Genomic DNA, 16,925 nt, shown 5'->3' with positions numbered 1-16,925 from the left:
TGTGTTAACACTTTCTTCCCTTTTATTCTCCTTTAAACGCTGGCGGACGCTTTTCTAAAAATGCAGCAATTCCCTCTCTATGATCCACCGTTTTTCTCATTGCGTATTGTCCACGTTTTTCTAGTTGCAGTGTTTGTTCTAGGTTTGAGCGATTGACTTCACATAAAATTTGTTTCGTTTGAATCATTGCTTTAATTGGTTTTTGAAGCCATTCATTAATTTTTTGTTTCACAGCACCTTGGAAGTTTTCCCCGATTACTTCGTCAATTAATCCAAGTTCTAACGCTTCTGTTGAAGATAACTTTTTCCCTTCCCAAATGATTTGTTTTGCCATATTTTCACCGAGGCGTTTTTGTAAGAAGAAATGCCCTCCGCCGTCTGGTATTAAAGCGATTCCAATAAAGTTCATCGCAATGATCGATGAAATGTCTGCCAATACATAATCAGCTGTTAGAGCGATACTTAAGCCAAGTCCCGCAGTTGGGCCATGAATTGCGCTGATTACAAGCTTCGGCATCGTATATAATGTAACAACTATTTCAGAAATGGTATTCATGATGCTTTCAAACTTGCTTTCATCATTACTAGAAAGCATAGATTTAATATCTCCACCCGCAGAAAAGCCACGTCCATTTCCGCATAGTACGACAATATGAACGGAGCTCTCAGCTACTTCTTTCAGTTTTGCTAATAATTCTTTGAGCGTGGGTTCATCTAATGCATTTAATACTTCTGGGCGATTCATCATAATCGTTGCTACTCGTCCTTCATATTTCATAACTACTGACTCTGCTTTACTTTTTACTTCCATTATATATCCCTCTTTCTTCCCTAAAGATTATACTTATATAATTAAAGAAAAGAGGTAGAAAACCCTTCTTTTTTCGTAATTTTCTGTCTAATATAGCCGAAAATTTAGGAATCTTACCATTATCATGTAAAAAAGAAACTGAATTAAAACATATTTTTCGCATATCTGCTTCTATTTACCGTTATAATAAAATGGTGTATTCTTATTTTGATGTATGAACCTTATCATGTAAAAATGAAGAAATGGAGGAAACCATGGTTAACAAGTTGAACCAGACGAATAACTACTTCCCACATTTCCTGTTACTATTCATTGTGTTGCAACCAATTTTAGATTTATTAACATCTTTTTCTATTTACAAATTACACATGAGTGCGACAGTCGGAATTGTAGTAAGATTTGCCTTTATGACTCTCGCTCTAGCATATCTACTTTTCAATTGGAAACAACCTGGTAATAAGAAATACGTTATATACATATTCTTACTAGGCGTAACGATAGCAGCTGGTTTCATAAACAATATGTTCGTGAAGTCTCCTTTTTATATAGGAGAAGAAATTAAATTTATCGCAAAAAGTATATACCCAATCTGTTTATTATTCGGATATATACTCGCATTCAAAGCTTTGAAAGATTTACAATACTCTTACCATAAGTTAATGACATATTTCTTATATACAACATTAATTTTAAGTATGGTTATGTTTGTCTCGATTGTATCTGGTACGGATTTCCAAAGCTATCCGCATTCAAAACTCGGTTCTAGAGGATGGTTCTTTGCTGGAAATGAATTAAGTTCCATTTTCGCAATTACGTTCCCGGTGGTTGTACTTTACTCTATCCATAAAACGACGTCGTTTTCAAAAGTATACTACTGGATTCCAACAATTTTTGCGATGTACGCGAGCATTATGGTTGGAACGAAGGTTGGTTACGGGGCAATTGTGATTACACTAGGCGTTGCGCTTCTGTTCTCTTTTATTGAATATATAATGAATCGTAAAAAAGAAGGGAAGGGTTTCGCGAAACTTGTAAATACAGTCGTTGCTCTCGTTGTACTAGGGGGGTTAATTGTCGTAACACCACTTACCCCTATTGCGAAAAATATGGGCATTCACTTACAGATGTATGAGTATAAGAAATCAGTAAGAGACGATGAAGCAAGAAAACAAGGAAAAGTCGTTAAAGAAGATCCTGAAGACGCAAAAAGAGAAGCGGAAGGAAAGCTAACCGCTGGAGAAATGAACAGTTTAATTTATAGTGACCGTGATCGATTTTTAAAAGTATATAAAAAATCTTATAAAGAAGCTCCAATGTCGCAAAAGTTACTCGGTATGGGCTATGCAGGAAACTATAAAGATAAAGATAAAATTAAACTAGTTGAAATGGACTTCCATGACTTATTCTTCTCCTTTGGAATAATTGGTTTTCTGGTGTATTTGTTACCATTTCTCTACTTTGGAATTCGATTACTCATTCGTGTCATTACAAATTTCAAATCAATTCTAACTGTAAAATATATGCTGCTTGCTAGCGCATTAGCGCTATCACTCAGCATCGGCTTTACAGCTGGACATGTATTAACTGCACCGGCTGTTAGTATTTTCTTTGTTGTCATATTAGCTTATCTCATTGTTGATTTGAAAGCAGACTAAAAAGCAACATCCGGGAATCCGGATGTTGCTTGTTTAATGTTGAACAGATGCATAAATATTTTGCAATACATCATCTATATTCTCTTTCGTTATAACGATACCAAAGTCTTTCGGAATTGCATGATCTTCTTGTTTTACAACTTTATGTGCAATCATTTTTCCAATCTCCGGCCTAAAATGATGCCCATCCATATAGTTGTCCAAATTCGTTGTAACAGAATTCACATACATGAAATGATGTACTTCTCCAAATACATCTACCGCATCATGAAGCCACCTTTTGTAATCATTCCATCTTCCTTCTTTTATCATCGTTTGGAACAACGGCTCTGAAACTGGTGTTGTAAAAATATAAAATTTTGTATTCGGATTATGAGCCTTTACATTCTCTAATATTTCTTTCATATTTTGATATTCATAATTCCCGCCGTATATTTCCTTGCTAAACTTATCAACTTGCGCTTTAACTTGCGCATCTCTTTCTTCTTTCGTATACTCACGCATTTTCTTTATATTGTCTCGATTATAACGATCTACATCTGTACCACCATGAGTAGACCTCTCAATTGTATTCCGGGAATACGTAATCTCATCCATGCTCACATATGATTTTATCGGATATAACCAGCTTCGTGCATTATTAATATACACTTCCGGTTTATCGAAAGCTATCTCACGGTTTTTGTTTGTCCCAAGAAAATCTAAGCCCAGCACAATAGATGACAAACTACCTCCCTTTTTTTCTTTTGCATACTCAATATACGCATCATATTCACGAGGATCCATACTACTTACTGCATAGTTAAATGCGTGTAAGCCGGCGAAATCATTTTCATTTATAAATGTCGTTCGACTACTCCCTAATATGACACCATCGTAATGAAAAGGCCGATGCGATATATAATTTGTTTTCTGCTGTCTTTCATTAAAACCAAACTGAACATCATTCCACTTATTTTTATGAGGAAATATCCAAAGGGAATCTATATAACTATTAAATAGTCCTACACCTGTAAGCGGAATAAACACACATACGAAAACGATGATAAGCCAATGTTTGTTTTTCATATTCTCCACCTAGAAATTAAAATATAAAAACTCACTAATACTTGTTAAATGTAGCACACTGTATACGAGTAATGCTGCTGTAAATAAGGCCGTCCATACATTCGGACGGAATGTATCCTTTAATTGAATGGAGTTTTTGAAGAAGAAACTAATACATAGTGCTCCTAAAATGTAAGCAACCATTTTGGAATCTAATAATGCCATATGATAATTTTCAGTAAATGAAACACCGTATGGGATTAAAAATTGTAGTTTCTGTAATAGAACCGCTGGAAATACACTGTTCGCAAATTCAAATCCGTTCAATCCAAGCATTCCTTTTAACACTTTAATCGCATCATGCCAAGATGTCGCACGGAAAAATACCCATGCTGTATTAATAAATAAAAATGTGATGAGCCAGCCAGCCCATGCCGGCATACGTCCCCCCGCTTTACGCCATAAGCGATGAATAACTGAAGCAACGCCGTGCAAGAATCCCCAAAATATAAATGTCCAACCAGCCCCATGCCAAAGTCCACTTATTAAAAATACAATCATGATATTTACATATACGCGAATCGTCCCTTTTCGATTTCCACCGAGTGAAATATACACATATTTCGTTAAAAACTGACTAAGTGTCATATGCCAACGATGCCAAAACTCTTGGATATTCACTGCTTTATATGGCGAATTAAAGTTTTGTGGTAATGTAATGTTGAACATTAAAGCAATCCCAATTGCCATATCAGAGTATCCGGAAAAATCAAAATACAACTGGAATGTATATGCCAAAGATGAAATCCACGCCTCCACAAATGTTAACGATGGTTGTACATCAAATCCTTCATGTACAAGTGGAGATAACACATCCGCAATTCCTACTTTCTTGAAAATCCCCATTCCAAAGACAAATATTCCAAGAACAATATACTTTGATTGCCAGCGTTTGTTACTATTATCCGCAAACTGCGGCATAATTTGAGCATGATGAACAATTGGCCCTGCGATAAGCTGTGGGAAAAATGTTACAAACAATGCATAATCAAGAAAATGACATGCCTCCGTCTCCCCGCGATATGTATCTACTAAAAAAGCGATCTTTTGAAACGTATAAAAACTAATTGCAAGCGGTAACATTAATGATAATAACGTAAAATGTGTTCCAAATAACTCATTCACATTTTGCACAAAAAAGTCGAAATACTTAAAATAGCTAAGCATTCCAATATTAAATACTAATCCAATTGTTAATAGGAATTTACTCTTATGACGGACGAGCCGCATACCAATATAGTAATTCACAACTAAAGACACTAACATAAGAGGTAAATATTTCACATTCCAATAACTATAAAAAAACAACGAAGCAGCAACAAGCCATGCTTTTGCACCTGTTACATACCCTAGTTTATTTAATAGAAAATATACGAAAAATGCTATCGGTAAAAATAAAAAAATAAACTCAAATGAGTTAAATAACACTCCATCTCTTCCCTTCTAAACAGATCGCACTTCATCATCTTATCGTATCCAAATAGTGGGTGTCAAAGGTATTCCGTTTCCCTCCATTATATTCTACCAATGCGGATTTTCTATTCTCTCAGTTACCTTCAGCTTCTAAAAATAAAGATTTTAAACCTTCTAAACTATCAAGAATATTTACGGGTCATGGGACTAAAAAAGGTTTAACCTCTTCTATGCATGAGCGGATCCTCTCTCCCATCTAAAAATTTTATATGTATATACTTTCCTTCCAATAAAGTGAAACTTTAATCAGTGGGGGTTTTCTTCATCCCCCACTGATTATTAGCCCTCACCAATCGGGCTTTTACGGGCAGTTGATCCCCCACCTATCTTCCTCGTTTCTCTCTGAATCTTGAGGTGGGGGTCTTACTGCCCGTTAATGCGGGATAAAAATTTTGCGTTCCTATTATAGAATTTTTTCATCTATAAATACACGATTCAGAAAAAGACTATATAATAGATATATTGTGTCACGAGAGAATATAAACAATTTGAAAGACGAATATACCATCTAGCAACGGGGGGATCATTACAGTTATTTGTATAGGGATACATTTTCGCAAAAAGTGAGGAGAGTCTTTTGGTATTTAGTAGTTCCGTTTTTTTATTTATCTTTTTACCTATTGTATTACTTTTCTATTTTATCGTACCAACAAAGTTACGTAACTTTGTACTACTAGCATCTAGTTTAATTTTCTACGCATGGGGAGAACCACGCTTTGTATTGTTAATGCTCTTTTCCATCGTATTAAACTATGTATTTGGTTTACTTGTACATCACTATGATACACGTAAAAATATGAAAGTTACATTTTTAATTATAGCTATTATCGGCAATATTTTATTGCTTTCATACTTTAAATACATTACGTTTTTCATTGATATTTTAAATCAAACATTGCACCTATCGCTTCATGTAGAGCCGATTCCGTTACCAATCGGAATTTCATTCTATACATTCCAAGCAATGTCTTATGTTATTGATATTTATCGTAAAGATGGCGACGTACAAAAGAATCCGCTGAACTTAGCACTCTATATTTCGATTTTCCCGCAGCTGATTGCTGGACCAATCGTCCGCTATAATATCGTTGCGGAACAAATTAAGAAGCGTGTTCATTCTTTTGAACGTTTTGCAGAAGGAATTCAAATTTTTATTATCGGACTTGCTAAAAAAATATTAATTGCGAACCAAGTTGGGTTTGTGGCAGACAAAATTTTCGCTATGCCTCCTTCTGAACTTAGCGTCGGTACAGCTTGGATTGGAATTATTGCCTATACGCTTCAAATTTACTTTGATTTCTCAGGTTACTCGGACATGGCGATTGGTTTAGGAAAAATATTTGGATTTGATTTTCCGCGTAACTTCCATTATCCATACATCGCAAAATCGGTTTCTGAATTTTGGAGAAGATGGCATATTACACTTGGATCATGGTTTCGCGATTATGTCTATATCCCGCTCGGTGGAAATCGCGTCTCAAAACTAGCTAACTACCGAAATTTATTTATCGTTTGGGGACTCACAGGTTTATGGCACGGAGCAAGCTGGACCTTTATTGCCTGGGGGTTGTACTACGGACTATTGATTTCACTAGAAAAAGCAGGCTTAGAAAAAGTATTACGTAAATTATGGTGGCCACTGCAACATATGTATGTACTCGTCATCGTTATGATTGGCTGGGTCTTTTTCCGTGCCGATAACTTTGCGTACTCTTTTAACTACTTACAAGCAATGTTCGGCCTGCAGCACCAACCGCTCACAGACGCAAATACAGCGCTTTATATACACGAATACGGCGCTATATTTATCATCGCCTTTTTAGTAGCAACACCAATTATAAATTGGATGAAACACGTGATAGAACTTTCACAGAAAGTACATGTCGTTACCGTTCAATTTGTACGTCCATTATTGTTACTGACGTTATTTATGCTTTCAATTATGTACCTTGTTAATTCAACGTATAATCCATTTATTTATTTCAGATTCTAACCGGATAAGGAAGGAAAAGCATTTATGAAAAAAATAGGAAATATACTTCTATGCATCGGTTTTCTCTCCATTATCTTTTCGTTTGGTATACTTTCTTACCTAAAAGCAGATCGGACGGTTTCAGCTGTTGAAAATCGTCCTCTTGCTCAAAAACCTGATTTAACAATGCAAGCCGTTAAATCAGGCAGCTTTTTCAAAGATTTCGAAACATATACAAACGATCAATTAATCGGAAGAGATGAGCTCATTAAAGACTATACACTTGCTCAAATTTCTATGAACAAGTCGCTCATTAACGATATTATCTTAACAAATGATCAATGGTTATTAAAAAACCCAGCATGGTCACCAAAATATACTGAAATTGATCAATCCATGCCTGCGGTAGAAGAATTATCACAATTTCTAAAAGAGCAAAACATTGAATTTTACTTTGCTTTACCACCATCAAAAACAAATGCATTATCATTTAAGTTACCTTCTCATATCCAAACATATGCGAAGGAAAATTTAGATTATTTTCTCAAAAAACTCCCATCAAGCGTAACACCAATTAAAATGATGGAATATTTCGAGCAAAACTATACGCAAAAAGAAATACAAAACATGTACTTTAAAACCGACCATCACTGGAATATGGACAGTGCATTTCAAGGTTATCAATATATTATGGATACAATTAACCAAGAATCTTCTATATATAAAGGAAAAGAAATAAAAGCGGAAGATTATACACGAACATGTGCAAAAAACAAACATCTCATTGGTAGCTTTAACAATCAATTGTATCAACTCATTGACGCAACTGGAGAAAAACTTTGTCATTACACACCGAAAGACGGATTTCATTTTACAAGCGTAACTGCTAAAGATTCAACTGGTGTAGCCTATCGTACACTAGACGAAATATACGGTGTAGATAAACAAAAAGATACAACATCCTATGCAGGATATTACACAGGTGATTACCCAGAAATTATTTTTGAAAATAATAAGGCACCTAACGATGTACATGCGTTAATTTTAAAAGATTCCTTTGCAAATGCAATTGCACCGCACCTTGCTCAAAATTTCAAACGAACATCAATCCTTGACTTGCGTCACTATCATGAAAAAGATATATACCAATATATTAAAGACAATCATATCAACATGGTATTGTTTGTCTATAGCGACTCTAATTTAAGTGGTGAAATGTATAAATTTAAAAAGTAAGAATGCAAGAAACCCTTTCGAAATATTCGAAAGGGTTTTTCTCACCTCAGAAAGAAGCCCCGTGTAAATGACTTACACGAGGCTTCTTTTTATAAAACAATTATGCAATTATTGTTTTTGGTTGTTAAGAACGTTAACTGTTACAGCTTTTGAACCGTACTCAGTTGTTGGTTGGTTTTTATCTTTTAATACTTTGAAGACAATTGTACCTTTATCAGTGTATTGAGTCGTTAAAGTATTATAGATATCACTGCTGAAGTTATTAAACTTAGAATCGCTTGTTGCAGAAGCAGTTACATAACCAAGTGATACATCACCTTGATCGAATCCAGCGTTTGCGTTTCTATCAAGGTAAACTTTACCTTGTTCTGCTCCAGCTTTCACAACGCGTACTTTATGTTGTGATTCTTTCGTTAAGTTGATGCCATTAACAATATCATCAGCATCACTTGCTGTTAAATCTAATACAGTGTTGATGTTAATTTTCTTATTAACGAAGTTTTCTACTTCTACAGGCTTGAAGTTAACAGAATCGATAGCAATTGTTTCTTGAACAACTTCGATTGTTGCTTTTCCAGCTGTTGCACCATTCTTAGTTAAGTGTACATCCACTTTACCTGGTTTTTTAGCTGTTACGATAAATGATTTTTTATCTTGGCTAAATGCAACTGTTGCTACATCTTCATTTTTAGATTCTACTTCATAACCAGTTAAATCTTCTGCATCAGAGTATACGCGCTCTGAAGTGTATTTAGATAATTGGTATGCAACTGTATTTGAAACATTTAGGTCAACTGTAGTGTTTGGTGATGCACCGTAGTTACCATAGTTTGAAACAAGTTCTAAGTTTTTGAAGCCAACGTTACCTTCTTTAACATTTACGTATAGTGATCCTAATGTGTCACCATTCGCATTTTGGAAGTGAATTGTGCCTTCGCCGACTTTGTTACCTGTAATAGATACAGTTTTCTTACCAATTGAACCTTCATCAGTTGTTACAACATCTAATTGGCTAACAACATCTGTTTTTGGAAGAACTTCTTTAATTACACTAGAGTTTGCACCAAATGGATCGCCGTATTGGTCAGTTGTTACAAATGTTACAGGTAATGCTTTATCTTGAACAACTTGTAATTTATCTGGATTTGCTTTTACGTTTGCAAGTTTACGAGAATCAGTTGTTACAGTGAAGTCGAATGTTTTTGTTACATCGCCCACTTTCACTGTAATTGTTGCTTTACCAGCTGCTTCTGCTGTAATGTAGTTGTTTACAACAGAGATAATTCCAGGATTTGAAGATTTCACCTGAACTGAAAGTGGATCAACCACTTTGTCTTCACCAGCAATTGTCGCAACAACGCTTTGAAGTGATGCTTTTTCACCAGCAACTAATGTTTTGCTGTTTAGTGCAAAGTCTTTTCCTGTAAGTCCATTACCGTATACGACACCATTTTTATCAGCATCTACTGCAAATACAACATTTTTAATTGCAGTAGCTTGTGCATCAAGGTTTTTCACTGTAATGGTACCAGTGTTAGAAACTGTTAAGCCGCCCTTTTTCGTAACTTGTACTTCTACTTTGTAACTACCGTGTGGGATATTCACTCCAAGTTTACCAGTAGTTGATTCTGCTGATCCACCTTCAAAGATGTGTGCTGGTGTACCGTCTGATTTGTTTGCAACAAATTTGACGTCATGACCTGCTAAGTTTAAATACTCAACATCAGCGTTACCTTTTTCGTCATTTAATTTGAAGACAACTGCTTGATCAGCGCGATCGTCATCAAATGTAAGTTCTTCTACAGCTAATTTCTTAACTTCGTATACGAATTTCACTTTAAATGATTGATCTTTTACTTTTACAGTAAGATCTTTGTTTGGAGCTACTTTACCGCCAAGTGTTACAACTGCAGATGTACCGTCTGTAGTTGCTTCAATTCCAGTCGCTTTGTCTCCTTCAAGAGTTACATCGCTAGCTGAAAGGTTATTTAAACCAGTACCTGTTAATGTTAATTTTGTAGGTTCAGAAACAGTCACGCTTTGTACGTTTGCCTTGCTGTTATCTGGTTTTGCATATTTGCTATCAGTTAGTGCAAGGAATTGAGCAGCTTCTGCACGAGTTACAGATTTATTTGGCTCCCAACCATTAGGAGTACCTTTAGAGATACCTAGGTTGATTAAGATATTAGCTTTTTCTTCTCCCCAATGTCCTCTAATGTCATCGAAAGTTGTAACTAATGGGCCGTTTACTTTCTCTTTTAAGCTATAAGCATTTACAAGCATTGATGCGAAAGAAGCACGGTCAATTTTTCCTCCTGGGTAGAAGTTTTCTTTACCGTCACCTTTAATAATGCCAGCTTTTTCTACAGCTGCAATATATTTTGAAGCCCAATGATTTTTAGAATCCTTGAAAGATGGTTGGGCATTTTCGTCAACTGGTAAATCTAAAAGTAACGCAAAAACTGTTGCTGCAGATGCACGATCAATTGTTTGAGTAGGACCAAATGTACCATCTGGTAAACCAGTAATAGCGCCTTTACCTACTAAATAATCAATAGATTCAGCAGCCCAGTGATTTGATGGTACGTCTGGGAACGATTTTCCTGCTGCTGCAACCGGAGATACAACTCCTGCTACCATTGCTGCTGTCATTGTACCTGCGATTAATTTTTTGTAAGAATTATTCTTTGCCATCCTGTTATTTCCCCCTTTAGGAATATACACTAGTTTCATAATATGTAATTTGAAAACTAATTACTCACAAACTATCAAGCCGTAAATCCAAGAAAATTAATATGAATACTGATATTAATAAACAAATACAATGTGGAATAAAATAACTATTATAGTAATAATAGTATTTTTTACCATATTGTTGAAACATGTTCATAATACTACATGCATTTGTTTTGTTACAAGCGTTTTATCAAAAGAAAATTCGACAGATTCTTATGATTCTGTTAATTGAATGCATTTTTTTACTTTAATTTAGGAATATATTAACATTTTATCTTCACAATGGAAATTGTAGCATAAAAAACCTTTATGAATTCCAACTGGTTTTCTACAATACATGTAATTTTCAGACTAGTTTTGACATTGTTTCTTTACTTTCGACATAATTTACCATTTTTCATGATTTACAGCGAAAAACATTTTAAGTTTACACAAAATTTACATTGTAACCAAAATGAAAAACAGGTAGTTACAACTACCTGTTTTTAGTGGTTTACATATTCAACATTCTCTTTGGCAATATACGCAGCTGCTACGGAAGGGTCATCTGAAATGACTTTTATCCATGCTTGTCCATTTCTAATTTCTTCACCAATAACCGTTATAGCTGCACCTTGGCGAACTTGATAAAGTTTGCTACCATCAGTACTTGGCAGTCGTTTTACTTCTGCATTTTTTACGATGCGTGCAAGTTTATATTTATTATAATCTTTCTCACCTAAAGAAGAATCAAAGCGGGACATATGCCCAGCTACTTTCGCTCCCCAATATTGATCTGAGGCATACTTCGAGTTAATACCAAATGCTTTATTCCCTGTATATGCCGCATCATAACGCCAGTGCGACGGATTTAAATATCCTTCATTCATATACACTTTCGCTACGTATTCGATACAATCTTCTTTACTATTAAACTGTAACCCGTTACCAAACGGATTATCATCTGTTGCTCGTAATCCAAATAAGTTATTCTTTTCCCTTGCTAATTCACTCATTCCATAATTACTCTCATGTACTGCTAAAGCATATAAGAATAGAGCATTTACATGATATTTACTTTCAACTTCTTTAAATTTCGCTCCTAAACCAATCAATGGAGAATCGGGTTTTATTGATTTTACATATTGATCAAGTTCTTCTGCTGTATAGCTTGTTTTACTTCTTAACGATAGATAATTGAAATATTGGTAGAATGTTTCATTCCCAAAAGTCTTACCGTCTACACTATACATTTGCTGTCCAGGTTTTATAAATGATGGTGCTTTTCCATATCTATAATCTATGTAACTAGGGGTAGCAGAATAGTAGGAATAATATTTATGATATAAGTAACCATCTGATTTCACATAATAATAAGATGGCTTCATCGTTCCAGTAGGATATAATGTAACTTCATTTTTCTTTACATAATAGCCATTATAATCAGAGGTTTGCACTTTTATCCAATCCCCCTCAACTTGCAATACTTTAAATTCAGTACCGTACTGGAAATAATTAACATAAGCTTTACTACTATTATATAAACTAATCGTATTTCCCTCTATCTTCTTCGCTACTGCAAATCCATCTTTGATCCAGACAAACTCGCCTTTATGCTTTACAGCCGTTACACCTGTATTTTGTGCCTGCTTTACTGCTTCAGCATAAGATTGATAACGCCCAGCTTCACGCTCTTCACCATTTTGATTTACATTTGTAAGTATGAATGCTTCATTTGTATCTGTCACTTTCCCATTTTCAATCACTTGCATCATGCGGTTAATAAATGCCGCCGCTGTTCCTCTTGTCGCAGGAAGACTTGGGCGGAATGTGTGATCCTCATATCCTGCAATGATTCCTGCACCTACGACAAATTGAACAAATTCTGGATACATAATTTGTTCTTTATCTACAAATGTTAACGGTGCTAATGGCACTTTAATATTTTTGTAGACTAATGCGTTTTTTACCATAATTGCCATTTCTTCACGAGTTACATTCGCATCTGGATCAAATGTATTATCTCCGCGACCATGAATAATTTTTGCACCAGCCGCTTTGCTTACTCCATCATATAAAATGTATGTTGCTGGTACGTCATCGAAATGTGAATCAGCTTTCGGAAGTTGTAATGCTCTTGCCAAAAACGCCGCAAATTCTGCTCTCGTCACATTTTTATCTGGTAAATATGTATCATTTCCATATCCGGCCATCACACCTTTATCAATTAAAACACGTATGTCCCTCTCAAAGAAATGGCCCGTTATATCATCTGTTGCTGCATAACTAGATATCGGATAGCTAAGTAGCGATCCTACCAATCCGAAAGTAATCATATGTTTTGAAACTCGCTTCACTGTTATCCTCCTCTTTCTTATAAACTATCAAACTCATATATCTATTGACTTATAAATTATATACTAACTACATTCTCAAAATAAACGAAAATCGAAACGCTATATATTGCTATAACGTTTGCGAAATGACATTCATTTGTGAATAAAAAAAGAGGATGCCCTCTAAGAGTTGGCTTTCACCTTTCTTTTCGGGCATTCTCTTTCTTTTAAATTCTGAATAATATGTTTAGATGCTTTTGAAATTTGCACACGCAGTTCGATTACTCGTTGCTCTAATGCAAACTTCACAGCCTCTTTTTGATGCAATTGTTTTGCTGCCATGTTATATAAGGTTTCTTCGCTCCAATCTCCGTCAACACTACCGATAATCGGTTGATTTACTTGCTGTAAGAAGGAGTCTATCTTTGGATCATATGAAATACCAATCATCGGTGTGTTTGCTACTGCAGATAAAATAAGAGCATGAAGCCTCATCCCAATTAGAAGAGAGCACTCCGATAAAATCGCTATTTTTTCATGAACGTCCATTTTATATGGGAGCATATGTGCCTCTGTTCCCATCAAATTAATAATATCTCGTGATGCACTTTGATCAAATGGTCCATGCATAGGTACAAATAAAATATCATACCCTTCTTGCTTAAACTTTTTCAACGTTTCAGCTAATTTTCTCATATAGTCTTCCTTGGCATCCCAGTACCGTACGCTAACTGCAATTACTTTCCCTTGCACAGAATGCTTTTGCAACCAGTTTGATTTCACATCACAATTACAAGCTAGTACTGGATCTGGAACAACTTCAACATCTTTCTTTATACCGATTTCTTTTAAATATAAAAAAGAGTCTTCGTCACGTACAGATATATATTGCGCTTTCGATACATGCCATTTTACTAATAGGCGGTTCTGCCTCTTTGTAATCGGACCAATTCCTTGTGCATAAATATAATATGGTTTCTTCAGAAAGCGCGCCAGACGCATTATACCCGTATAATAAAAAATACTTTTAATACTAGTCTTATCTTGAAGAAGACTTCCGCCCCCACTGATCAGTCCATCACTCTTTTTTATCTCTTTATAAATCGCTCTTATATCCCAGCGGTTTACTGCTTCGACACCGTACATTTTCTTTGTATAGTCAGGGTCATTTGAAAGTACAACAAGTTCAAGGTTAGGCTCCTCATCATGCAATGCTTTAATAATTGATTGCAAAATTGCTTCGTCCCCAACATTATAAAAACCATAATATCCTGATAAAACTAACCGCACGCTTAATCTCCTCCAACATTTCGCAATCAACTTACAAATTGCCAACAATCTCTCATTACAAGAGATTGGGTAACTTACAACTTTTCTCTCTATAACATAAAAGAATTGAAATACTTCTCTATAATAAATCCGTTCTAATTTACTGCTACGCTATCACTTACATTACTATTTCCATTGCACATTCCTTACTTTCACTTTATTTACGCAAAAATGGAATTCGCTCTCTTGATATCCAGTTTAATTTCAGCGCACAAATCATATATAAAAGTGATACAACACTTAATGCAATGAAACTATACAGCAATGCGATAAAACGTGAAGTTGTTACATTTATTATAGTAGCTAATTCATACAATCCTATTCCAAATATACAAGATATAATGATTACGGATAAAAATCCCCCAATTTTTATCGAATAAGTAAGATACTTTCTAATATAGGCGTAATTTATAGTGCAAATCATTATATATATGATAAGCGTGCTATATGCCGCCCCGTCTATTCCAAACTTTCCAACGAGTACAAGGTTTAACAATCCCTTCACAACGCTTGCCCCAATGACAATCCATGCAGCCTGCATAGAACGATTGATGCCTTGTAAAATGCCTATTGATAGTACCATAAAAGAGGTGAAATACGAACTTCCAATTATAACTGCTAACATGCCGCTTCCTTTTGCATCTGTAAACAAACCAATATTGAGTGGTACTGTTAATGCAATAAGCCATACTGTCATTGGCGTTGTTATAACGTGCGCAAGTTTATTTGTTTGCTGCACCGCCTCTTTCGCTAATTTCATATCTTTCTTTGTTAAAGCAGATGTTAATAACGGGATTAGTGGAAATACAATCGCACTAGAAAATACAACAATTAATTGTGTAAATGCAAAGCCGCGACTATAAATACCGTACTGCGTTTGAATCGTACTTGCAGTTCCATCAAGCGCATGTGGAATCGTTACAGAATCAATCAAATTTAACAGCGGCATTGATAATGCTCCAATAGCAATTGGAATTGATACACTGAGTATCTTTTTTCCATCTCTTTTTAAATCTTGAAGTGAATACGTTATTTTCTTATAATAATACGAGCTTTTTATATATTTCACTCTTAAATAAATGAGCGAACTAATAACTCCTAGAAAAGAACCCACCATCGCTCCACCAGTTATAACACTGCTACTTTTATTCCAAGTCACAAATAGATAGGCAATTGTCAGCATAAAGAATACGCGAACAAATTGTTCAATTACTTGTGAAACTCCAGTTGGAACCATGTCACCAAACCCTTGAAAATACCCACGATATACTGCCATATACGGAGCAATTAGAAGTGCAAATGATGTAATAACTAATGCTAATCTTGTCTCTTGTCCCCCCAGCATCTCTGCGATTGAACTTGAGCATAGTAAAATAATCACACAGCCTAACGCTCCAAATATAACACCTATAATAGAAGCAGACCTAAATAATTTAGCGATTCCTTCTCGATCATTTTGTTCATTACGTTCTGCGATTGACTTTGATATTGCAAGAGGCACTCCTGCTACTGATAAAGTTAGGGCTATCATATACACAGGAAAAACAAGCCTGAAAATACCAAGCACCTCATCTCCTGCGATATTTTGCAAAGGAATTTGAAAGAAGCTTCCTAACAGTTTCGATAGAAAGGTTGTAATCGTTAAAATGGCTGCCCCTTTTACAAATTTTTTATTCATATTTCTTCTCTTTTCTTTCTATACGTATATTCTAAATTCATGTAGAACCATATTGAAATCTGAAATATATTTTATTCCTTCTTCGTATATATTCACAAAAACTATCTATCCATCTTGATTTGCAGGCATATACATCACCGCCATAGAAACAAAAGCGGATTTCCATTCGTTTTATCTCTTTATTTTAATATGACATGGGGCTAACAAAGACCCTGACCATAGCTCTAGATCCTCTCTCCAACCTAAAAAAGAGGGTATGCCGGTTTCACTATATATCCATCTCGACTTTCCAACATATAAATCGCGGCTATAAAAACAAAAACAGATCTCCACTCGTTCTCTCCTTCTGGTTTCACACGGCATGGAACTAAAAAATGCTCTGACCGCTTCTATCCATGGCTGGATCCTCTCTCCAACCCAAAAAGAAATGTTTTATGCCATTTTTTCATTATCTCATTAAATTATCATAACAAATTTATTATATATTGAATACTCTCTTTCTTTTTTATACATCAAAAATAAAAAATCAATTTAAAAGTGCAATATTTACATTTAATGATGTTAATTACCATATTTTTCTTCTATTTACTACTTCTACTTATTCCTTAGAAAC

10 protein-coding genes are annotated in these 16,925 nt (G+C 35.0%); 3 read left to right on the top strand and 7 right to left on the bottom strand.

All coding sequences use genetic code 11. From position 1 onward, the window contains the following. Nucleotides 1-22 precede the first annotated feature (22 nt). Nucleotides 23-811 (bottom strand): enoyl-CoA hydratase, encoded by a 789-nt coding sequence (locus LOK41_RS14395; protein WP_241817139.1) that lies wholly within the window; start codon nt 809-811, stop codon nt 23-25. Between the two features lie 254 nt (nt 812-1,065). Here LOK41_RS14395 and LOK41_RS14390 point away from each other — a divergent pair, with 254 nt between their 5' ends. Continuing rightward, complete coding sequence (locus LOK41_RS14390; RefSeq protein WP_241817138.1) at nt 1,066-2,466, top strand: O-antigen ligase family protein; 1,401 nt, start codon at nt 1,066-1,068, stop codon at nt 2,464-2,466. 33 nt (nt 2,467-2,499) lie between these two features. On the opposite strand, the gene LOK41_RS14385 is transcribed toward LOK41_RS14390, so the two are convergent. Both LOK41_RS14385 and LOK41_RS14380 read right to left on the bottom strand, forming a co-directional pair. Further along, nucleotides 2,500-3,534, bottom strand: coding sequence for a hypothetical protein (locus tag LOK41_RS14385; protein ID WP_241817137.1), 1,035 nt, complete (start codon nt 3,532-3,534; stop codon nt 2,500-2,502). A gap of 9 nt (nt 3,535-3,543) precedes the next feature. Further along, nucleotides 3,544-5,001, bottom strand: coding sequence for an MBOAT family O-acyltransferase (locus LOK41_RS14380; protein ID WP_241817136.1), 1,458 nt, complete (start codon nt 4,999-5,001; stop codon nt 3,544-3,546). 622 nt (nt 5,002-5,623) lie between these two features. Here LOK41_RS14380 and LOK41_RS14375 point away from each other — a divergent pair. Together LOK41_RS14375 and patB1 are read left to right on the top strand one after the other, a co-directional pair. Further along, nucleotides 5,624-7,039, top strand: coding sequence for an MBOAT family O-acyltransferase (locus LOK41_RS14375; RefSeq protein ID WP_241817135.1), 1,416 nt, complete (start codon nt 5,624-5,626; stop codon nt 7,037-7,039). 24 nt (nt 7,040-7,063) lie between these two features. Continuing rightward, nucleotides 7,064-8,254, top strand: a complete 1,191-nt coding sequence (gene patB1 / locus LOK41_RS14370; protein WP_241817134.1) for a secondary cell wall polysaccharide O-acetyltransferase PatB1 — start codon at nt 7,064-7,066, stop codon at nt 8,252-8,254. Between the two features lie 108 nt (nt 8,255-8,362). Here patB1 and LOK41_RS14365 read toward each other — a convergent pair whose 3' ends face one another. The 4 genes from LOK41_RS14365 to LOK41_RS14350 form a co-directional block, all read right to left on the bottom strand. Next, complete coding sequence (locus tag LOK41_RS14365) at nt 8,363-10,948, bottom strand: S-layer homology domain-containing protein (protein ID WP_241817133.1); 2,586 nt, start codon at nt 10,946-10,948, stop codon at nt 8,363-8,365. Between the two features lie 527 nt (nt 10,949-11,475). Further along, nucleotides 11,476-13,326 (bottom strand): S-layer homology domain-containing protein, encoded by a 1,851-nt coding sequence (locus LOK41_RS14360; protein WP_481748813.1) that lies wholly within the window; start codon nt 13,324-13,326, stop codon nt 11,476-11,478. 162 nt (nt 13,327-13,488) lie between these two features. Further along, nucleotides 13,489-14,595 (bottom strand): polysaccharide pyruvyl transferase CsaB, encoded by a 1,107-nt coding sequence (csaB, locus tag LOK41_RS14355; protein WP_174101989.1) that lies wholly within the window; start codon nt 14,593-14,595, stop codon nt 13,489-13,491. Between the two features lie 196 nt (nt 14,596-14,791). Continuing rightward, nucleotides 14,792-16,312, bottom strand: coding sequence for a putative polysaccharide biosynthesis protein (locus tag LOK41_RS14350; RefSeq protein ID WP_241817132.1), 1,521 nt, complete (start codon nt 16,310-16,312; stop codon nt 14,792-14,794). Between the last annotated feature and the right edge of the window lie 613 nt (nt 16,313-16,925).

This window comes from Bacillus sp. TL12 (assembly GCF_022625245.1).
Classification (GTDB): Bacteria; Bacillota; Bacilli; order Bacillales; family Bacillaceae_G; genus Bacillus_A.
The sequence above is the reverse complement of the archived record's forward strand: the minus strand, read 5'-3'. Positions and strand labels throughout refer to the sequence as shown.

Excerpts from the sequence above, each read along its gene's own strand:
- LOK41_RS14395 (WP_241817139.1), bottom strand. The coding sequence starts at position 811 with ATGGAAGTAAAAAGTAAAGCAGAGTCAGTAGTTATGAAATATGAAGGA.
- LOK41_RS14390 (WP_241817138.1), top strand. The coding sequence starts at position 1,066 with ATGGTTAACAAGTTGAACCAGACGAATAACTACTTCCCACATTTCCTG.
- LOK41_RS14385 (WP_241817137.1), bottom strand. The coding sequence starts at position 3,534 with ATGAAAAACAAACATTGGCTTATCATCGTTTTCGTATGTGTGTTTATT.
- patB1 (WP_241817134.1), top strand. The coding sequence starts at position 7,064 with ATGAAAAAAATAGGAAATATACTTCTATGCATCGGTTTTCTCTCCATT.
- LOK41_RS14365 (WP_241817133.1), bottom strand. The coding sequence starts at position 10,948 with ATGGCAAAGAATAATTCTTACAAAAAATTAATCGCAGGTACAATGACA.
- LOK41_RS14350 (WP_241817132.1), bottom strand. The coding sequence starts at position 16,312 with ATGAATAAAAAATTTGTAAAAGGGGCAGCCATTTTAACGATTACAACC.